The following is a 20590-nucleotide window of genomic DNA, read 5'->3' as shown; positions in this document are numbered from 1 at the left end:
ATTCTTTATGGCGCAAAACGCAAGAGGAAGTATTAACCAGAAAAGTGAGAGTTTTGTTTCATATCGTCACCATGCCGTAAATAATTCGAGTTGCAGGACAAAACGTTGGTCCGCTAGGGCGAGGCCCACGACGGGCCGAGTATTTAAGGGAAGCCAACGCACATGCAGCTTGAAGTATGACGGGCATGCACAGGATTTTTGCATGACAGCACGGAGCAGATTCGTTAAAGTTTTTGACAATTTTTACCTTTATTCATTTTTTGGTGGCATATCCGTGCAGTGGCAACACGACAATGCAGGATAGCGCACAGCAATTAGATCGGAGCGGCATGTCTCATTCGAATCATCATCTGACTCGACGGCGTCTATTACAAAGCGCAGCAGCAACCTGGCTATTAAGCGTAAGTGGTGTGGGTTTAGCTGCGACGGCACAGGTTATCGCCGTGCGTGTCTGGCCATCTTCTGCCTATACCCGCGTCACGTTGGAATCCAATCATTCGCTGAAATATAAACAGTTTAGTCTCAGTAATCCTGAACGCATTGTGGTGGATATCGAAAATGTTCATCTGAACAGGGTACTAAAGGAAATAGCCAGCCAGTTTCAGCAGGATAACGATCCGCTGATTAAAGAAGCGCGCATCGGACAGTTTGATAAAAGCACGGTGCGTTTGGTGTTGGAGCTTAAGCAGCAGGCGACGACTAAAGTCTTTACGCTGGATCCGGTGGCCGAATTCAAGCATCGACTGGTGCTGGATTTGTATCCTGCCTCAGGGCGCTACGATAACGAAGACGATCCGTTACTGGCGCTGCTGGAGGATTACAACAAAGGCGATTTGGAGCGCACGCTGCCAGCGGAAGCACCGAAAGCGGGGAAAGCAGGGCGGGATCGCCCGCTGATTATTATGCTGGATCCCGGCCACGGGGGGGAAGATCCCGGTGCGATTGGCAAAAATAAAACGCGCGAGAAAGACATCGTGCTGCAAATCGCCCGACGCCTGCGTAAGCTGATTGATAATGAATCCAACATGAAAGCGTATATGACACGCAATGAAGATGTATTCATTCCGCTACGCGTACGGGTGGCGAAAGCGCGCAAGCAGCGTGCCGATCTGTTTATTTCTATTCATGCGGATGCCTTTACCAATCGATCGGCCAGGGGATCGTCGGTTTTTGCACTCTCGAAGAAAGGGGCAACCAGCACCGCCGCCAAATTTTTGGCTGAGACCCAGAACGAATCGGATTTGATCGGTGGGGTAAGCATGAGCGGCGATCGCTATCTGGATCACACCATGTTTGATCTGGTGCAGACCGTGACGATTGGCGACAGTTTGACGTTTGGTAAAGAGATCCTGACCCGGCTGGGCAAGGTGAATCGTCTGCACAAAAACAGTGTCGATCAGGCCGGATTCGCGGTACTGAAAGCACCGGATATTCCTTCTGTTCTGGTTGAAACGGCATTTATCAGTAATCTGGAAGAAGAGCGCAAGCTGCGCACCAGTCATTTCCAGCAGCAGATTGCCGAATCCATTTTCGCAGGGATTAAAGCCTATTTTGCCAGTCAGGCGGAGCGGTAGTTTGTGTCGCTGGTATTGCTGGTGTCGTCAATATTACGTATGGTCGCGTCTTGTCGGCGCGGTTTAAAGGAAATATGTTGTAGACGAGCGTAGAAGTAGAGCATTGACAAAAAAACACGTGGCGCAGCAAACAAAAAAGCACCCGTTAAGGTGCTTTGTTGCTGACTTCTTGATTAAAGATAGTCTTAGTTGGTTGCGGGGGCCGGATTTGAACCGACGACCTTCGGGTTATGAGCCCGACGAGCTACCAGGCTGCTCCACCCCGCGTCCGTAATAACTAATCTTCACTGCTTTGATGGACGATTCACATCAATTGGTTGCGGGAGCCGGATTTGAACCGACGACCTTCGGGTTATGAGCCCGACGAGCTACCAGGCTGCTCCATCCCGCGTCCGTACTGACTTATCTTTACTGCTTTTGATGGACGACTCACATCAATTGGTTGCGGGGGCCGGATTTGAACCGACGACCTTCGGGTTATGAGCCCGACGAGCTACCAGGCTGCTCCACCCCGCGTCCGTGGATGCGCACTATACTCTCCGCGCACATTGATGCAACCTATTTCTGTAAAAAACGCTGAATTTGGCTGTTAGGTGATTGATTTACGGCCGGATGGATTATTTTGTGAACGTAATGGGGCGATTTACAGAAAATGGCTTCTTGCGATGCCATGCGCCGAACCGTTGTTCCTTACCTCATTGATTTATGCGCTGTCCCATTCCTTTCTCGATAGGCGTTTGTTATCGTTCGACGGTAAATTTTTGATGTAAAAAGCGAGCGCAAAAGATGAAGGGACGGTGGGGAAAATATGTGCTGACCGCAGTGGTCATTGCTATTCTGGCGGGTTGTCAATCGAGGCCAACCGATCGCGGGCAGCAATATAAAGATGGTCACCTCAATCAGCCTTTGGAATTGGTGAATGAGCCTAATGCCAAAGGAAAGCCGGTCAACGCGCGGGATTTCATCACTCAGGTTTCGGAAATTCGGTCGGCGTCACCGAATCTGTATGCGCGTAACAATACGACCTTTCAGGCTATTGAAAACTGGATGATGTCAGGTGCAGACACCCGTGAACTGAGCAAGTTTGGTCTGAGCGCCTGGCAGATGGAAGGCGTCGACAACTTTGGTAACGTGCAGTTTACGGGTTACTACACGCCGGTATTGCAGGCACGGTACACCCGTCAGGGAGAATTCCGTCATCCTTTATATGCGATGCCGTCAAAAGGTAAAAATAACCGCCGTCTACCGGATCGTGCCGGAATTTATTCAGGTGCGCTGAATGAGCGACTGGTTCTCGCCTGGACCAACTCGCTGGTTGATAACTTCATGATGGAAGTGCAGGGCAGCGCCTATATTGATTTTGGCGATGGACGCCCGCTGACATTCTTCGGCTATGCGGGTAAAAATGGCCATGCCTACCGCAGTATTGGTAAGGTGTTGATCGATCGTGGTGAAGTGCCGCGTGAAGAGATGTCTATGCAGGCAATCCGCAAATGGGCGGAGGAGCACACCGAATATGAAGTGCGTGAACTGTTTGAACAGAACCCTTCTTTTGTCTTCTTTAAGCCGATGATGTCTGCGCCCGTCAAAGGCGCAAGTGCGGTGCCGCTGGTGGCGAAAGCTTCCGTCGCCTCCGACCGCTCGCTGATTCCAGCAGGTACTGCACTGTTAATGGAAGTACCGCTATTGGATAACGTTGGCAAATTCACTGGCAAGTATGAGATGCGCCTGATGATTGCGCTGGATGTCGGTGGCGCGATTAAAGGCCAACACTTCGATATGTACCAGGGTATTGGGCCGGACGCGGGGCACTCGGCGGGTTTTTATAACCACTATGGCCGGGTCTGGGTATTGAAGAACGGGCAAAGCAGTTCGGCGAACGGCTCAGGCTCGTTGTTAGTCAGTAATCCGCAGTAGTGATCCCTTTCGTTTGATATCTCAGAAGTGGCTTTCTATTTATGCCACTTCTGAGAGTAAATCCTCGTGTTCTACACGCTAATGCCCAGAAGATAATCAGCTTTTAAAGCCGTATTTGCTGCTCAGCCCTAATTCGTTCACGATGCGAACGCCGGAATCCAACGCTTCGCCCTGTAATCCTCTCAGTGGACGGCGCAGGCTGCCTGCTGGTAAACCTACTGCCTTCATTAATGATTTCACCGCCACTGGGTTGATTGCCGAATAGGTGTAATGCAGCAGCGGCAGCAAATGCTGATAGGCGTTACGGAAACGTTCTGCATCCTTGCCGTTTTTCCACGGGCGAGAAATTTCTGCCAGTTCTGCTGGCGCAATGTTGCCCGTCATGTTGGCGGTTCCATGGCCGCCCAGCGACATCGTTGGTACCACTAACCCCAGATTGGGCGAGTCGCAGCACATCACCGAAACATCCGGATTGCCTGCCAGAACTTGTGCAACCTGACCCACGCGAGTTGTGGATTCTTTATGAATAACGTAGTTCGGGTGTTTGAAAATACGCAGCAGAGACGTCCAGTGCAGGTCTGTTTTCACGCGTGGCGGATTGTTATAAATCCCTAACGGCAAATCGGTCGCGTCTGCAATTTCCAGAAAGTAGCTTTCGATATCGCTTTCGCTGGCGCAGATATAAGCCGGTGCGGCGATAATGGCACCGTCTGCGCCGTTGTCATGCGCATAGCGAACATAGTCAATGGTGGTATCGGTATTGTTACCGGTGCAGCCGTAGAACAGCTTCATTTTATTGGTGCTGTATTGTGCGGTACGGCGGATGATCGCTTTTCTCTCGTCTGGGGACAACATGGAAACTTCCCCCGTTGATCCCATAATCAAAACGGCGGCCGTGCCGTTGTCTTCCTGAAATTTTAATAGCGCCTCAAATGCGCCAAAATCCACGCTACCATCGTCATTAAACGGTGTGATGAGGGCAACAAATGACCCTTCAATTTTTTCTCTGCTCATGTTTTTTTCCTGTTGGCGTATCCGTATTACGGATAAATAAAGTTCGGAACTACTGCTCGCGATAAGTGTGGATTTAGGAGGCCTCAGTCAGCGGTGCGGCGATAAAACCCGCCTCGACAAAACGTAATAGATGCGACAGCACGCGATCGTCATCGCGATTGTCACAGAGTCCTTTGGAGAGCAGTGCCAGACGGCCAGAACGTGGATCGGCGTCAGTTAATACGTGCATGGCAGCACCACGAGCAAATTCATAGCGCCAGATCACCTCTGCACGAGACAACTGCGGCAACGCATGAGTAAAGGCATCGATAAAACGGTGGGCGACCTGATCTAACTGAGCCGAAAGCAGGGCGGTGACTTCCAGACCTGGCGTCGCGCGTAGGTGCTGTAATAGCCGAACGACAATACGTCCGCCGTCGGGCGTGCGGGTCGTTTTAACCAGCGGGCGTAATAGTGCATCCAGCAGCGCGGCAACGGGCAGATCACCACCCTGATGGGCTTTTTCCACCTCATCCAGCAGACGCGTTCTTTCGTCATTTAACGGGCCAAGAACATGGTCCAGCACGGCACGCAGCAATCCTTCTTTCGAGCCAAAGTAATAATTCACTGACGCCACGTTTACGTTGGTGGCTTCGGTGATTTCACGAATCGTCGTGAGTTCACTTCCTTTGGTGGCAAAGATCGTGATGGCTTCACGTAGGATGCGCTGTTTAATGTCTGCCTCTTTTTCTTTGCTTTGCGCTTTGGTTTTCAATAACTCCACCATGATTCATCCTTTTTGCTTTTGCTCGACGGCTGGCATATTGCCGTCATGAAAATGGTCGATTCCATAACCGTCTGGTCAATAACGGCCGATGTCGATGTGTTCATTGTTCTCTCCCTGTGTTCACTGTGCTTATCCATGCGCCTGCCTGCTCATCTGCGGTGAATGTACAAGCTCTTCACGCTGCCCACCGGGGACGGCATCGATCAGTTTGCGGGTATACGGATGCTGCGGCTGATGCCAGATGCTGTGGTGATCGCCACTTTCCACGCAGCGCCCGTTTTGCATGACCATGACCCGGTCGGCGATATAACGCACCACCGCGAGATCGTGGGAAATAAACAACAGTGACAGACCCATTTCGTTCTTTAGCTCCACCAGCAGATTAAGAATTTGCGCCTGAATCGAGACATCGAGCGCGGATACAGGCTCGTCGCAAATCACCAGTGAAGGACGCACGACCAGCGCACGAGCAATGCCGATACGCTGGCGCTGTCCGCCGGAAAACTCATGGGGATAGCGATTCAGGCTGCTTTGCGGCAGACCAACGCGATCGATGATATTTTTGATCGCCAACTGTCGCTGCGAACGATCGCCAGGGCCGTGCACAATCAGCGGCGTTTCAAGAATGTGCTGAATGCTGTGGCGTGGATTCAGTGAGGCATAGGGATCCTGAAAGATCATCTGCACCCGCTGGCGTAACGCTTTCAGCCGTGATTCTTTTAGCGTGGTTATATCTTGCCCATCAAAAACGATCTGCCCGTGTGAAGGCGGTAACAGACGCAGAATAGTTTTGGACAAGGTCGATTTACCACAGCCGGATTCGCCCACCAGACCCAGCGTTTCTCCGGGTAAAACCGTCAGTGACACATCGTCAACCGCCAGCACCTTGCCCTGCGGTGTTGCATAGCGGGTCTGAATATTTTGCAGGGAGAGCAGCGGCTGCTGGTCGGTATCGATGGCTCGGTGAATCAAGCTGGGCGGCGTCAGCAGCGTAAAACCGGAGTCGTTGTTCGTCGCCGCATGATGGATTTCCGCCAGCCGATGGGTACGGTAATGTCTGTCCTGATCCATATGCAGCGATGTCGCCAATAGCCCACGTGTGTAGTTGTGTTTGGGGAAAGCGTTATGCTTGGGTGAAAGGCTGTGCGTGGGTGACTGAAACAGGTCAGCCGCCTGCGCTTCTTCTACTTTTTGCCCGGCATACATCACTGCCACGCGGTCGGCCCATTGCGCAACCAGCCCAAGATCGTGGGTAATCAGCAGCAGGCTCATCGAGAATTCGCGCCGCAGATTATCCAGAAGCGCCAAAATTTGTGCCTGAATAGTGACGTCCAGCGCCGTGGTTGGCTCATCGGCAATCAGCAAACGCGGACGGCACGCCACGGCCATGGCGATCATGACGCGCTGACGCTGGCCGCCAGACAGGTTATGCGGATAGTCATCAACTCGTCTGGCCGGCTCTGGGATCTTGACCAGATCCAGCAGCTCGATAGCGCGAGTCCGTGCCTGTACAGGCGTTAGCGCTTCATGCAGCCGCAGCGTTTCACTAATCTGCTGCCCGATAGAGAGCACGGGATTGAGCGACGTCATCGGTTCCTGAAAAATCATCGACAGCGCATTGCCGCGTAGTTGGCGCATCTTGCGATCCGGCAGGGTAAGCAAGTCGTGTCCGTCAAACAGAATACGGCCGCTGATTTTGCCCGGCTCGGCGACCAGCCGCATCAGGGACAGCGCCGTCGCGGATTTACCGCAGCCGGATTCACCGACCAGCGCCAGCGTTTCTCCGGCATGAATCGTCAGGTTTAACCCTCGAACCGCTTGATGGCCGGGAAAATCCACGCGTAAATCTTGAATATCGACCAGCGGCTTCATGCGCTTCTCCCTCGTAAGCGTGGATTCAGGGCATCGTTCAACGCGTCGCCAACCAGATTCAGTGACAGCACGGTTAAGACCAGCGCAGTGCCGGGCAGGGCGGTAAGAAACCAGGCGGTGCGCAGCGATTCGCGGCCTGCGCCAATCATGCTGCCCCAGCTCACGCGGTTCGGATCGCCAAAGCCTAAGAAGGATAAGGCGGACTCAATCAAAATAGCCGAAGCGACCATGACCGACGTGGTGACGATGATCGACGGCAGTGCGTTTGGCAGCATTTCCTGAAAGATGATTCGCAGGCTGGAGAATCCCTGACTGCGTGCGGCTAATACAAAATCGCTTTCACGCAGCGAGCGAAACTCGGCCCGCACCAGACGGGCAATCGTCGGCCAGGAGGCAATACCGATGGCCAGAGAAATCAGCGTAACCGAAGGGGAACCGATGGCGACCAGTACCACGACCAGCAAAAAGGTCGGGAAGGTCTGGAACAGTTCGGTGATGTGAACCAGCAGGTCATCAACCCGACCGCCAAAATAGCCCGCCAGCGCACCGACGACGGTGCCAATTAACAGACTGACCATCACGGCTGAGAAGCCGATTTGCAAGGAAACCTGTGAGCCGTGGACGATGCCAGCAGCGACATCCCGGCCCATTGAATCGGTTCCGAATGGGAAATCAGGGTTTTCGCCCGGCCACAAGAAAGGCTGAGCGACCATATCCAGCGGATCGCCGGGATACAGTAACGGCGCAAACACCGCCATCAGAAATACCGTAATCAGCAACAGCAGGCCGGCCATCCCCGCGGGATTACGGATAAATGCACGCACCTCCGGCGACAGACGAAACGATGTTTTTAACGGACGAGTCGTCGCTGAGCTGACGCCCTCTGCTGCGGCTTTCTTCGGTGCGAGGTTTTCAGGAGAAAGGTTATTCATATCAGCGAGCCTTAATTCGGGGATCGAGCCAGGATTGCAGTAAGTCCACCAGCACGTTAGCCAAAATGACTAAGAAAGCGGAAAGCAGCAGGACACCCAGCAAGACGTTGAAATCGCGAGCCATCACCGCTTCCAGCGCCAGACGACCCAGCCCCGGCCAGCTAAAGACCGTCTCGACCACGGCTGCTCCGCCCAGCAGATTGCCGAAGTGCATACCCGCAACGGTAGTAATTGGCAGCAGCGCACAGCGCAGGATGTGCCTGATTGTGACCCACAGCGGCGACAGCCCTTTGGCATGCGCGGTGCGCACGAAATCCTGCTGGGCGATTTCCAGCATGGCGGCTCGGGTCAGGCGGGCATAAATGGCAATGAAAAAGCTGCTCAGCGCCAGTACCGGGAGAATGGCATGCTGCAACATATCCTTGAAATACGTCCAGCCAGTCAGGTTTGCGCCGATGGTGATGTTGCCGCCGCTTGGCAGCCAATCAAGATGAACGGAAAACAGAATCAGCGTCATCAGGCCGATCCAAAATCCCGGTGTGGAATAGAGCAGCAGCGCGATCAGAGAAAGCAGGCGATCGGGCCATTTACCCGCCCACACCGCCATTATCGCTCCCAGAGCGATACCGATCACGATGGCGAATACCTGTGACAGTAGCATCAGGAACAGCGTGCCCGGCAGCCGTGACAGGATCAGATCCATCACCGGTGCGTTGTAGCGGGGAGAGAAGCCGAGGCTGAACTGTGCCAAATTGCCCAAATAAACCGAGAGCTGTTGCAGTATGGGCTGATCGAGACCGAATTGGGTGCGCAGGTGTGCCATGGTCGCTTCGGTTGCATTACCTGATTCGCCAGCCAGCACATCAACGGCGTCTCCCGGCACCAACTGCAACAGGAAAAACACCAGAATGATAATGCCAATCGCCGTTGGCAGCGCATGAAGCAGGGTACGCCACAACACGCGCCCGATTCGTTCTACTTTATTCATCACATACCTTCATGAGAGTTCCCCTGCCCGCGCACGGGAATGTTGTATTACGATTACTGATCCACCCACACGTCGGCCAGGCTGCCGTTGACGCCCTGAATATCCGTGACGACGTTATGCACGCGCTTGTTGTAAATGGTCTGGCGCTTAATCTGGAGCAGGTTCAAATCAGGAATATCCGTGGCGATGATGCGTTGGAACTGCTTGTACAATTCCACGCGTTTTTCAGGATCGGTTTCCACCGAGGCCTGCTCAAGCAGACGGTCGACTTCTGGGTTGCTGTAATGTGAGCCGTTGCCGAAAGGCACGCCCGGTTGATAGGTTTTTGACCAGTACAGGCGCTGCACGCCTACCGCGGGATCGAACAGGTTTGAAATAGAGCCGTTGTTGAAGTCAAAGTCGCGGTCGGTATAAACACGCTTAACGAAGGTGGCGAAATCCTGAGAGCGAATGGTGACGTCAATGCCGACTTTAGCCAGCGATGATTTGAGGTATTCCGCTACGCGTTTGAAGCTGTCGCCATAGGGCATGAAATCATGTACCAGCTTGAAGCGGATACCGTTTGCCTGCCGCGGGAAGCCTGCTTCGTCCAGTAGCTTGTTCGCTTTGGCAACATCGAAGCCATAAGGTGATGGCGTCGTATCATGGAACTGTGCCAGCTCCGGCGTAATCGGCGTTGGTGAATTTACCGCATAGCCGTACCACACTACGTTTTTCAACACATCAATGTTGATGCTGTGCGCAATGGCCTGGCGAACCTTCAGGTTCTTCAGATAAGGGTTATCCAGATTGAATTCGATGCGGGTTTGCGTCGGGCTGTAACCATAGCCCGCGGTTTCAATGCCCAACTTGGGGTTTTTCTTGATGCGTTCAATTTCACTCAGTGGAACGGGAGAGTCGCTTCCCAGATCCAATGCGCCGGTTTCAAGGGCAATCGTGCGAGTGGCGGCATCGGGGATGATCTTCACCACCAGTTTATCGACGTACGGCTTAGGGCTGTCCCAGTAGTTCGGGTTACGTTCATAAAGGATATGGCTGCCACGCACCCATTCCTTGAACACAAACGGGCCAGTACCAATCGGCGCGGTATTGTGAGGATTAGACAGAATGTTTGTGCCTTCATATAAGTGTTTCGGCACGATAGGTGCTTCGTTGGCGGAGAACGCGCTCAGCAGGTAAGGTGCGGGTTTTGACAGTTCCAGGATCGCGGTGTACGGATCGGGAGTCTTCACTTCGGTGACGTTGGCAAAGGTGCCTTGACCGCGTGAATTGTATTTTTTGACGGTCAGAATGGAAAACGCGACGTCCGCAGAGGTGAAATCTTGCCCGTCATGCCATTTCACGCCTTTACGCAGGTGGAACGTATATTGTTTACCGTCCGGGCTAACCGACCAACTGGTCGCAAGCTGCGGGGTTGGTTTCATAGCGAAATCGTAATTCAACAGGCCTTCAATCACCTTGGCGTTGATCTTCATCACCGCGCCGCTGGTGCTAACCAGACTGGTTAAGACCGGCGGCTCAGGCTCAGCCAAAAAGTTCAGCGTACCGCCGCGTTTGGGCGTCAACGTTTCCGCCTGTGTGGCAAGGCCGAAGAGCGAAGATGTCAGAATCAGCGCTGACAAGAAGAAATTTTTTTTCATATTTCCCATCCGTATGCAGAGGGCAGAGGTGTGCTCCCCGCTGTTATTTTTTAATGGCGTGTTTTGAATGATGTGTTTGGGGGTGACAACGCACCTTTCTCTTCAGGAGGAAGAGAAATAAGGCTGGGTTAAGTCAACATCGGGGCAGTAATGAAATAACGTCATTACTGTTGCTGTGTGGTGTAATGGTTTTCATGCTGCGTCCTGGTTTGAATAACGAACAAAGAATAAAACTGCCTGAATTTTAAAGCGGGTCACTTAAGCCTCATTTTAGGAGAAACACGGGGATGAGGTTCCCGCAGGGATACCTCGCCCGTGGTCGCTCCGTGTATCTCTGTTGTTAAACGATCGACATTATCCTGAACCACCTCTTTATTTTCTGGTTAAACCCTAGCCCAACATATGTTTTAAACGAACGTTTAAATATGGATAACGAATGCCGGATTATGCATAAACTATTCACTCTTCTTGATGTTGGGGACGTGGATAATTCAGGTTATTATCCACCCTGCTAATTACTTATCCTGAGGTTGTCATGGCGATTAAACGTTATCCACATCTTGCGCATTGGGGCGCGTTTACCGCTGTGGTTGAAGACGGCAGGCTAATTCGATGCGAACCGTTTGCGGGCGATCCGGCCCCTTCCGCTATGCTAGATTCCATCGTGCCGCTGGTGTATTCCGACCGGCGCATCCGTCGGCCATCGGTGCGCCGTTCCTGGCTCCAGAAGCGAGAGAACAGCGACAGAACGCTGCGCGGTCGGGAAGATTTTGTTGAGGTGGATTGGGACGTGGCGCTCGACCTGGTCGCGCAGGAAAATCGCCGTGTTCGCGATCGCTATGGGGCAGACGGGCTTTTTGCCGGTTCCTACGGCTGGTCGTCAGCCGGACGTTATCACCACGCGCGCTCTCAGGTACGACGATTCTATTTTTCCGGCGGTGGTGCGGTCGACCAACAGGGCAATTACAGTTGGGGTGCTGCGCAGTTCTTCCTGCCTTATGTGATCGGCACTTTCCATCCGCTAACGGGTAAGGTGACCGAATGGCGCAGCGTCGCCGAACACTGTGATATTTTTCTCGCGTTTGGTGGTTTGGCGCTGAAAAACGCGCAGGTGGCATCCGGCGGTGCCGGGCACCATACGCTTAAGCCCGCATTGGAAGCGCTGGTGGCAAAAGGGATTCCCGTTATTAACATCAGCCCGATGCGCGACGATTGCCCTGAGTTTGTGAATGCCGAATGGATCCCCATCCGCCCAAATACTGATGTCGCCCTGATGTTGGCGCTGGGTTATGAAATTCAGCGTCTGGGCGCTGACGATAAGGATTTCCTGCAACGCTACTGCGTCGGTTATGAGCAGTTGAGTGACTATTTGCACGGTCGCGGTGACGGCGTGGTGAAAACGCCCGAATGGGCCAGCGATATCACGGGCATCCCCGCCGAGCGCATCCGGCGTCTGGCGCAGCAGTTAATTGGCGTGCGCAGCTTTATTACCTGCTCTTACTCTGTGCAGCGCGCGCACCGTGGCGAACAGCCTTACTGGATGATGATCGCGCTGTCTTCTATGCTAGGGCAAGTGGGGCTACCGGGCGGTGGCTTCTCCTTTGGTCACGGTTCGATGAACAGCGTCGGCAACGAACGTATTTCAACGCCTGCACCAGCTTCGCCGTCTACCCCGAACGCAGGACGGGCGATCCCCGTGGCGCGTATCGCCGATATGCTACTGCATCCGGGAACGCCTTATACCTTTCAGGGTGAAACGCACACTTACCCCGATATTCATCTGATTCACTGGGCGGGCGGTAACCCGTTCCACCATCACCAGCAGTTGAACCGTCTGGTGGACGGCTGGCGCAAGCCGGATACGGTGATTGTGCAGGATATCGTCTGGACGCCTGCGGCGCAGATGGCTGACATCGTGCTGCCCGTCACCACCACGCTGGAGCGTAATGATATTGGCGGATCGTCCCGCGATCGCTTTATCTTTGCTATGCATCAGGCGATTGCGCCGCAGCATCAGGCGCGTAACGACGTGGATATTTTCAGCGAGCTGGCGGAGCGTTTGGGCTATAGAGACGCGTTTACGCAAAACCGCAGCGAGCAGCAGTGGCTGGAACATCTTTATGACGAGTGCCGAGTGAGGCAGCGAGATTTCGCTGATAGCTGGCCGTCATTTGAGGACTTCTGGCAGCAGGGACATGTAGAAATTCCGATGGATGAAAAGCCGTTTGTGTTCTTTGAGGATTTCCGCCGCGATCCGCAGCAGCATGCCTTGAGTACGCCAAGCGGTAAAATTGAACTGTTTAGCGCTGCCATCGCCAGCTATGGCTATGCCGATTTTGCGCCGCATCCTGAGTGGCAGCCTCCCGTTGAATGGCTGGGAGCCAAAAGCACGGAAGAATGGCCGCTGCACTTTATTTCCATTCAGCCATCTGACCGCTTGCACAGCCAACTGGCCGCTACGCCACAGGTTGCTGCGAATAAGACCGCAGGAAAAGAGACGCTGTATATGCATCCGCAGGACGCTGCCGCGCGCGATATTATCGACCGTTCACAGGTGGAAGTCAGAAATGCGCGTGGCCGTATTCTGGCTGGCGTACAGATTACCGACGGTGTAACGCCGGGCGTCGTGATCATGTCTACCGGAGCCTGGTTTGAGCCCGGTTTTGGTCAAAAAACGTGGCATCCGGTTGAACAATCAGGAAATGCGAATGTACTGACGCTGGATATCGGCACGTCGCCGCTGACGCAGGGGCCGAACGCCATGAGCTGTCTGGTGGATGTCGTGCGGGTTTAGCGCTATTCTGAGCCGCTTTTATTTTCCTGTGCTTTTGTTTTCGTAAGGTTGGTTGAATGAATACGCAATTATCCGAAGCCTATTTGCAACGCTTCGGCGGCACCGCGCGGTTATATGGTCAACAGGCGCTGGCGCTGTTTTCTCAGGCTCACGTTTGCGTGATTGGCATCGGCGGCGTCGGCTCCTGGGCGGCTGAGGCGCTGGCACGTACCGGCATCGGCGCGATCACGCTGATCGATATGGATGATGTGTGTGTCAGTAATACCAACCGCCAGATCCACGCGCTGCGTCAGCATACCGGACAGTCGAAAACGGAAGTGATGGCGGAACGTATTCTGGCGATCAACCCAGAATGCAACGTCACCTGCGTGGATGATTTCATCAGCGCGGAAAACGTGGCCGAGTTTCTCGACCAGAATTTTAGCTATGTGATTGATGCTATCGACAGCGTTCGCCCGAAGGCTGCTCTGCTGTCATACTGTCGTCGCTATAAGATCCCGGTGGTGACAACCGGCGGTGCGGGCGGGCAGATCGATCCGACCCGCATTGAGGTGGTCGATCTGGCGAAAACGATTCAGGATCCGCTGGCCGCTAAGCTGCGTGAACGGTTAAAGCACGATTTTAACGTGGTGAAGAACAGCAAAGGAAAACTGGGTATCGATTGTGTATTTTCCAGCGAACCGCTGGTTTATCCGCAGCCTGACGGTTCCGTTTGTGCGTCTCGCAGTACGGCTGATGGGGTGATGCGTATGGATTGCGCGTCAGGCTTTGGTGCGGCGACGATGGTCACCGCAACCTTTGGGTTCGTTGCGGTCTCTCATGCGCTGAAGAAGATGATCGCGAAAATGGAAAGAGCGTCCGCGACGCAGAGATAGCATCGCGTAATCTGCTACTCGCTCGCCGCTTCTTGTTCGGCAATGTCCTTGATTCTGGCGGCTAACGCGGCCAGCCCGCTTGAACGTGAAGCGCTGAGCTGAACGCGTAGCCCCAACGTATCGAATAGCGCCAGCGGATCCTGCTGTAACAGCGTTTCTGGCGTTTTTCCCTCAGCGGCGGTTAATAATACTGCTAGCAATCCCCGCACGATGCGCCCGTCGCTATCACCGTAAAAATGTAGTCTGCCGTCTTCCTGACGTTGGTAACCTAGCCAGACGTGATTTTCACAGCCGGATAATGAAATATCCTCGGTTTTTAGTGCATCGGGCAGTGCTGGCAGCGATTTTGCCAGCAAAATGAGCTGTCGATAGCGATCTTCCCAAGCTCGGCAGGCATCGAATCGTGTCAGCAGATCGGCAACAGTGATGTGGTGGCCAAAAGGATGTGCGGTGTCGGTTATCTCGGTCATAGTCCGTTGTCGATCAATAGGTTTTATACGATCAATAGGTTTTATACAATCAATAGTGTATGGTCGATTATCGTTTGTCGAGTCGGCTAGTCGCTCAGCAACTCAAGGGCGTTGCCCATTGCGGCGATCAGCGCAGCAACATCTTGTTGGTTATTATACGGGGCAAACGAGGCGCGGATCGTGCCGCTGATGCCGAGTGCGTCCATTAGCGGCTGCGCGCAGTGATGTCCAGCACGCAGCGCGATGCCGCTTTCGGCGAGTAGTGTAATCAGATCGCTGTGGTGCACACCGGCAATATCAAAGGACAGTACGCTGGAATTTGCACAACGGAAGCTACGAAAACCGGGAAACTGCGCCAGATGAATTTCAGCGTGCAGCGCCAACTGCTGGCTGTGCTGCTCTGCGGCGTGCCAATCCAGCGTGGTCAGCCAGTCTAGCGCGGCAGACAGACCAAGCACGCCAGCAATATGCGGTGTCCCCGCTTCAAACCGTTGTGGAATCGCTTGTGGCTGGAACCCGTCAAAGGAAACCCGCGCCATCATTTTTCCACCGCCTTGCCACGGCACCATGCTTTCCAGCAATGCGGTTTTGCCATATAGCACGCCAATCCCGGTAGGTGCATAAAGTTTGTGCCCGGAAAATGCGTAAAAATCGATATCCAGCGCCTGTACATCCGGTGGGCAATGAACGATGCCCTGCGCACCGTCAACCATCACCACCGCGCCATAGCGATGAGCCAACGTAATCGCACGCGCCAGATCGGGCTGGCCACCCGTCACGTTTGACATCTGACCCAGCGCCAGCAGGCGAGTTTTTGGCGTGATCAACGTGGTTAACTGCTCAATATCCGGTAAGAAATCTGCGCCTATCGGTAATTTCACCACGCTCGCACCGGTTTGCTGCGCCACCATCAGCCAGGGAATGAGATTAGCGTGATGCTCCGCTTCGCTAACGACGATCTCGTCGCCCGGTTGAAGGCGAGGGCGGGCATAGCTTTGCGCGACCAGATTGATGGCTTCTGTCGTGCCTCTGGTCCAGACAATAGAACGCGGATCGTCTGCATGGAGTAAGGCGGCAACTTGCTCACGAGCGCCTTCAAAACGCAGGGTTAGTGCCTGCGCGCCGCGATGCTGGCTGCGATGTACCGTACCACTTTCACTAGAATAGAACTGCTGCATCGCATCAATGACGGACTGGGGCTTCAGTGCGGTCGCTGCACTATCAAGATACACTGTCGCGTGCTGGATAGCCGGAAACTGTTGGCGAAAGGTGGCGGGGTTAAACGGTGTCATGAGCATCCTCTTTTGGAGGCAGATCCTGTCGCATTTTGTCGAGAGAGACAAGTTTAGGACTATACTTAATGCGATTTTATGGAAAAAAAAATAATTCTTGCTACGCTTTAAAGTGTTATTTTTCAGGATTTCCTGATGATATAAGTATATTGGATGACATTTAAAGTTGATGAGGGCTAATTATGAAGAATAAAATCTCTATTTTTGCCGCTGTTGTCATGGCGTTTTCTCTGGCTGCCTGTTCGAGTAATTATGTTCTCCATACCAATGATGGGCGGACTATCATTGCTGAAGGGAAACCAAAAGTGGATAGCGACACGGGTATGATCAGTTATACCGACGCGTATGGACAGAATCAGCAGATTAGTCGTGATAATGTGCGGGAAATGGTTGAAGCGAAATAATCGAAGATCGCTAACGTTGTTGAATATCGCTAATGTTGTTAATGCAGACTCAAACGCCAGCGGCAAAACGCTGGCTTTTTTGTTTTTGCCCCAGACGAAAAAAAAGCACCGCAATTTGCGGTGCTACATAAAAAATCACTTTAGACAGACAGGGTAAATGTACAGGAAGTGAATAGGGTAGACTCGCTACCACATCTGCAAAAGGCAGACAAATAAATAGCAAACACAACATCACAACCACAAGCCAAAAGCACCTCAGGTCACCCCTCCGCACTTTTCGTTCCGGCTCAGGAAGTTGCGCTAATATAGGTATTTGCTGGTACATCCTCAACGGACAAATTATAATGTCTCGGATTACAAAAACTAATATCTGTACCCGTCATCTTTTTGTTGCAGAGAGTCTGGCTGTTGCCGCTGGTATTAATTGCGTAGTCAGCTAACTGGCTGGCGATCTTTCCCGTTATTGCCTTTCTGCATCTTAAGATTTAATGGGGACAACTGTGCCTGATAAATCGCTGATTTAGCGCAAACAAAAAGATTTCATTCATGTCAAAACGTCTACCTCCGCTCAACGCATTGCGCGTTTTTGATGCGGCGGCTCGCCATTTAAGCTTTACCAAAGCGGCAGAAGAGCTGTTTGTCACGCAGGCTGCTGTCAGCCACCAGATTAAATCGCTGGAAGATTTTTTGGGGCTGAAATTATTCCGCCGTCGTAATCGTTCCCTGTTACTGACTGAAGAGGGGCAGAGTTACTATCTTGATATCAAAGAGATCTTCTCATCGCTGAATGATGCGACGCGTAAGCTGCAATCCCGTAGCGCGAAAGGCGCATTAACGGTGAGCCTGCTGCCCAGCTTTGCTATTCATTGGCTGGTACCGCGTCTTTCGAGCTTTAACTCCGACTATCCGGGGATTGATGTTCGTATTCAGGCGGTGGATCGTGACGAAGATCGTCTGGCCGATGATGTGGATGTCGCCATTTTCTACGGCCGAGGAAACTGGCCGGGATTGCGGGTGGAAAAGTTGTACGCCGAGTATCTTCTGCCAGTTTGCTCGCCGGTGTTACTGACGGGGAATCATCCGTTGAAGACACCGGACGATTTGGTCGCACACACGCTGCTTCACGATGCATCGCGCCGTGACTGGTTGTCCTATACACGTCAGCTTGGCGTGCAGATTAATGTGCAGCAGGGGCCGATTTTCAGCCACAGTGCGATGGTGTTGCAGGCGGCGATCCACGGGCAGGGCGTGGCGCTGGCGAATAATGTGATGGCGCAAACGGAGCTCGAAGCTGGGCGACTGGTGTGCCCGTTTAATGATGTGTTGGTTAGCCGGAATGCTTTTTATCTGGTATGTCATGACAGCCAGGCAGAACTGGGTAAAATAGCCGCTTTTCGCCATTGGATTCTGGCGCGCGCGGCCAGCGAGCAGGAAAAATTTCGCTTCCGCTATGACAATGGCACACGCTGAAGCCGTGTCGCGGGCTGATTAACCGAATAACTCACGTAGATAACTACGTTTCAGACTGATGACAGATCTATTTGCAGAATGAAAACGGGAGTAACGGAATAGAAGAGTAAAGCGTTTGCGCCAGGGATGGCGCAAGCCGAGTGCACAGGGACGTGTTTACAGCGTCTTTACGATCTATCCGTTACTACCGCTTGTCGGTCTTTGTCAGCAACCTCGTTTATAGGTAATAACGATGAATAGTCGTTTCATGTTGGTATTTGCCGCTATTAGCGGCTTTACTTTTGTCGCGCTAGGCGCGTTTGGTTCCCACGTTCTCAGTAAAACGCTGGGTGCAACGGAACTGGGCTGGTTAAAAACTGGCCTTGAGTATCAAGCATTTCACACGCTCGCGATTCTGGCGCTGGCGGTTGCGATGCAACAGCGAACCAATCTGTGGTTTTACTGGAGCAGCGTTTTTCTGGCGTTGGGAACGGTACTCTTCAGCGGAAGTTTGTACTGTCTGGCGCTTTCTCACCTGAAACTGTGGGTTTATGTGACGCCGATTGGCGGAGCCTGTTTTCTGGTGGGATGGATATTAATGTTGATTGGCGCACTGCGTCTGAAGAGAAAGGCTGAACGCCATGAATAAAGTCATTTTGTATTGCCGTCCTGGGTTTGAGAAAGAGTGTGCGGCGGAAATAACGGAAAAAGCCACGCAGCACAACGCATTTGGCTTCGCGCGGGTAAAAGAAAACAGTGGCTACGTCGTGTTTGAATGCTACCAGCATGAAGATGCCGAACGTCTGGTAAAGACGCTGCCGTTCCATGAGCTGATTTTTGCCCGCCAGATGTTCGTCAGTGGTGAACTGCTGCGCGATCTACCGCCAGAAGACCGTATCACGCCGATTGTTGGTATGTTGACCGGTGCGATTGAACGGGCTGGGGAGCTGCGCGTTGAAGTGCCTGACACCAATGAAAGCAAAGAGCTGATGAAATTCTGCCGCAAGTTCACCGTGCCGCTGCGCGCGGCGTTGCGCGAACATAAAATTCTTCTGGGCTATGAAAAAGAGGATCGACCGGTGCTGCATGTGCTGTTCATTGCGCCTGGCTGTTGCTATGTCGGTTACTCTTATAGCAATAACAATTCACCGTTCTATATGGGGATCCCACGCCTCAAGTTCCCTTCTGATGCGCCGAGCCGTTCTACGCTGAAACTTGAAGAGGCATTTCACGTTTTCGTTCCTGCGGATGAGTGGGATGAGCGTCTGGGCAGCGGTATGTACGCGGTGGATTTGGGCGCTTGCCCCGGCGGCTGGACTTATCAGTTGGTCAAGCGCAGCATGATGGTTTATGCGGTTGACAACGGGCCAATGGCACCGAGCTTGATGGACACCGGGCAGGTGATGCACCATCAAGCGGATGGTTTCCGCTTCGAGCCACCGCGCAATAATGTCTATTGGCTGGTGTGTGATATGGTGGAAAAACCCGCTAAAGTCACCAGCCTGATGAGTGATTGGCTGGTTAAAGGCTGGTGTCGTGAAACGATATTCAACCTCAAACTACCGATGAAGAAGCGTTACGAAGAAGTGTCACAGAATCTGGCGCTGCTGCGTGAACGCCTGAGCGAAAATGGTATTCATGCCGAAGTACATGCCAAGCATTTGTACCATGACCGTGAAGAGGTCACTGTGCATGTGCGTCGTTTCTGGAGTGCAGTGCCTGGCCGTCGCGACGAGCGATAGCACTTACTAGATGCGTATCTGAAGCTTCAGGTACGCATCCGTATTAATTAGTAAGAACGTGTCTGAGCGCTGCTCTGCACGGGTAGCCTCAACTGTTGCAGATTGCCATTAAGCGTTAAGTCGGTACGCAGCGTAGCAACCTGACGGCTGATCAGCGCCATTTCTTTATGCAGTTCCAGCTTCTTACGCCACTTCTCCGGCACAGCATCTAATTGCTGGTATAGCGCTTCCAGGCTTCCTGCCTGTTGCAGGAGCTGTGCGGCACTTTTAGGGCCGATACCCGCGACGCCTGGAATCTTGCTGCTGCTGATGCCTGCCAGCCCCCAGTAGTCCGTCAACTGCTGTGGTGAAACACCAAACTCTTGTTCGACAAACGGCAAATCCAGCCAGCGCTTCTGAAAATAATCCCTGATCTGAATGTGTGGTGCTAGCAACTGGCAGTAACCTTTATCTGTCGACACAATCGTTGCCTGATAGCCCGCTGATGACAGCTTAGTCGCCAGTGTAGCAGCCAAATCATCGGCTTCATTACCGGGGCTATGCCAGCTTGCTACACCAACAGCGGCAAACGCCGCTTTAATCTGCGGGAGTTCCTGTTTCAAATTATCCGGCATCGGCGTGCGTCCCGCCTTGTAGTCCGGCAGGAGTTGGTGACGCCAACTGGTATCGCGATCTTCATCATCAAAGACGGCCACCGCGTGCGTAGGCTGGCTGTTTTGTATGAGTTGATGCAGCGCATGTTGGCATGCCGTGATACAGGGAGAACCTTGTACCGCATGAATGCGACGAATCAGATTGAGTGCGTCGACAATCAGCAAATGGACGGGCATCGCATCATTCCTGAAAAGGAGGGGGGAAGCT

Annotated in this window: 17 protein-coding genes and 3 tRNA genes; 8 read left to right on the top strand and 12 right to left on the bottom strand. The window is 53.0% G+C overall.

Features of this window, described 5'->3' with window-relative positions; all coding sequences use genetic code 11:
• Window positions 1–329: 329 nt before the first annotated feature.
• On the top strand, window positions 330–1574 hold the full coding sequence (gene amiC / locus KP22_RS08095) for an N-acetylmuramoyl-L-alanine amidase AmiC (protein WP_039302807.1): 1245 nt from the start codon (window positions 330–332) through the stop codon (window positions 1572–1574).
• A 190-nt stretch (window positions 1575–1764) separates the two neighbouring features.
• Here the strand turns inward: amiC and KP22_RS08090 are convergent.
• The 3 genes from KP22_RS08090 to KP22_RS08080 all read right to left on the bottom strand — a co-directional run bounded on the left by KP22_RS08090 (window position 1765) and on the right by KP22_RS08080 (window position 2090).
• Window positions 1765–1841: transfer RNA gene (locus tag KP22_RS08090), tRNA-Met, on the bottom strand.
• Window positions 1842–1888: 47 nt separating this feature from the next.
• Window positions 1889–1965: transfer RNA gene (locus tag KP22_RS08085), tRNA-Met, on the bottom strand.
• Between the two features lie 48 nt (window positions 1966–2013).
• Window positions 2014–2090 (bottom strand) — tRNA-Met (locus tag KP22_RS08080).
• 270 nt (window positions 2091–2360) lie between these two features.
• Between KP22_RS08080 and mltA the strand changes: the two genes are divergently transcribed.
• Complete coding sequence (gene mltA, locus KP22_RS08075) at window positions 2361–3491, top strand: murein transglycosylase A (protein ID WP_039301285.1); 1131 nt, start codon at window positions 2361–2363, stop codon at window positions 3489–3491.
• A 96-nt stretch (window positions 3492–3587) separates the two neighbouring features.
• On the opposite strand, the gene KP22_RS08070 is transcribed toward mltA, so the two are convergent.
• From KP22_RS08070 to KP22_RS08045, 6 genes are all read right to left on the bottom strand, one after another.
• Window positions 3588–4505: a 4-hydroxy-tetrahydrodipicolinate synthase family protein gene (locus KP22_RS08070; protein WP_039301288.1), complete on the bottom strand. Its 918-nt coding sequence runs from the start codon at window positions 4503–4505 to the stop codon at window positions 3588–3590.
• Window positions 4506–4578: 73 nt separating this feature from the next.
• Window positions 4579–5271, bottom strand: coding sequence for a TetR/AcrR family transcriptional regulator (locus tag KP22_RS08065; protein ID WP_039323633.1), 693 nt, complete (start codon window positions 5269–5271; stop codon window positions 4579–4581).
• A gap of 129 nt (window positions 5272–5400) precedes the next feature.
• Entirely contained in the window at window positions 5401–7143 is a 1743-nt protein-coding gene (locus KP22_RS08060) for an ABC transporter ATP-binding protein (protein ID WP_039323631.1), read from the bottom strand.
• Entirely contained in the window at window positions 7140–8075 is a 936-nt protein-coding gene (locus tag KP22_RS08055; RefSeq protein ID WP_039323629.1) for an ABC transporter permease, read from the bottom strand. Before KP22_RS08055 ends, KP22_RS08060 begins: the two co-directional genes overlap by 4 nt.
• A 1-nt stretch (window position 8076) precedes the next feature.
• Window positions 8077–9063 carry an ABC transporter permease gene (locus tag KP22_RS08050; protein WP_039323628.1) on the bottom strand — a complete coding sequence of 329 codons (987 nt, stop codon included), beginning with the start codon at window positions 9061–9063 and terminating at the stop codon, window positions 8077–8079.
• Between the two features lie 53 nt (window positions 9064–9116).
• Window positions 9117–10703 carry an ABC transporter substrate-binding protein gene (locus KP22_RS08045; RefSeq protein ID WP_039323626.1) on the bottom strand — a complete coding sequence of 529 codons (1587 nt, stop codon included), beginning with the start codon at window positions 10701–10703 and terminating at the stop codon, window positions 9117–9119.
• Between the two features lie 535 nt (window positions 10704–11238).
• Between KP22_RS08045 and KP22_RS08040 the strand changes: the two genes are divergently transcribed.
• Both KP22_RS08040 and tcdA read left to right on the top strand, forming a co-directional pair.
• The gene (locus KP22_RS08040) at window positions 11239–13497 is read left to right on the top strand and encodes a molybdopterin-dependent oxidoreductase (protein WP_039323624.1); all 2259 of its coding nucleotides are present in this window, start codon (window positions 11239–11241) and stop codon (window positions 13495–13497) included.
• Between the two features lie 56 nt (window positions 13498–13553).
• A complete protein-coding gene (tcdA, locus tag KP22_RS08035) occupies window positions 13554–14372 on the top strand; it encodes a tRNA cyclic N6-threonylcarbamoyladenosine(37) synthase TcdA (RefSeq protein WP_011092609.1) in 819 nt (272 codons plus the stop codon).
• 14 nt (window positions 14373–14386) lie between these two features.
• On the opposite strand, the gene csdE is transcribed toward tcdA, so the two are convergent.
• On the bottom strand, window positions 14387–14842 hold the full coding sequence (csdE, locus tag KP22_RS08030; protein WP_039301307.1) for a cysteine desulfurase sulfur acceptor subunit CsdE: 456 nt from the start codon (window positions 14840–14842) through the stop codon (window positions 14387–14389).
• Between the two features lie 86 nt (window positions 14843–14928).
• Window positions 14929–16134, bottom strand: a complete 1206-nt coding sequence (gene csdA / locus KP22_RS08025) for a cysteine desulfurase CsdA (RefSeq protein ID WP_039323622.1) — start codon at window positions 16132–16134, stop codon at window positions 14929–14931.
• A 182-nt stretch (window positions 16135–16316) separates the two neighbouring features.
• Between csdA and KP22_RS08020 the strand changes: the two genes are divergently transcribed.
• The 4 genes from KP22_RS08020 (at window position 16317) to rlmM (ending at window position 19729) form a co-directional block, all read left to right on the top strand.
• Window positions 16317–16538, top strand: coding sequence for a YgdI/YgdR family lipoprotein (locus KP22_RS08020; protein WP_039301311.1), 222 nt, complete (start codon window positions 16317–16319; stop codon window positions 16536–16538).
• A 546-nt stretch (window positions 16539–17084) separates the two neighbouring features.
• Window positions 17085–18008, top strand: a complete 924-nt coding sequence (locus KP22_RS08010) for a transcriptional regulator GcvA (protein WP_039301315.1) — start codon at window positions 17085–17087, stop codon at window positions 18006–18008.
• 232 nt (window positions 18009–18240) lie between these two features.
• Entirely contained in the window at window positions 18241–18636 is a 396-nt protein-coding gene (locus KP22_RS08005; RefSeq protein WP_039301317.1) for a DUF423 domain-containing protein, read from the top strand.
• Window positions 18629–19729 (top strand): 23S rRNA (cytidine(2498)-2'-O)-methyltransferase RlmM, encoded by a 1101-nt coding sequence (gene rlmM, locus KP22_RS08000; RefSeq protein ID WP_039323617.1) that lies wholly within the window; start codon window positions 18629–18631, stop codon window positions 19727–19729. Before KP22_RS08005 ends, rlmM begins: the two co-directional genes overlap by 8 nt.
• 47 nt (window positions 19730–19776) lie before the next feature.
• Here the strand turns inward: rlmM and xni are convergent, their stop codons facing one another.
• Window positions 19777–20559, bottom strand: a complete 783-nt coding sequence (gene xni, locus KP22_RS07995; protein ID WP_039323615.1) for a flap endonuclease Xni — start codon at window positions 20557–20559, stop codon at window positions 19777–19779.
• Between the last annotated feature and the right edge of the window lie 31 nt (window positions 20560–20590).

It is taken from the genome of Pectobacterium betavasculorum, from assembly GCF_000749845.1.
Classification (GTDB): Bacteria; Pseudomonadota; Gammaproteobacteria; order Enterobacterales; family Enterobacteriaceae; genus Pectobacterium; species Pectobacterium betavasculorum.
Note: the sequence above shows the minus strand (reverse complement) of the source record. Positions and strands in the feature narration are given on the sequence as shown.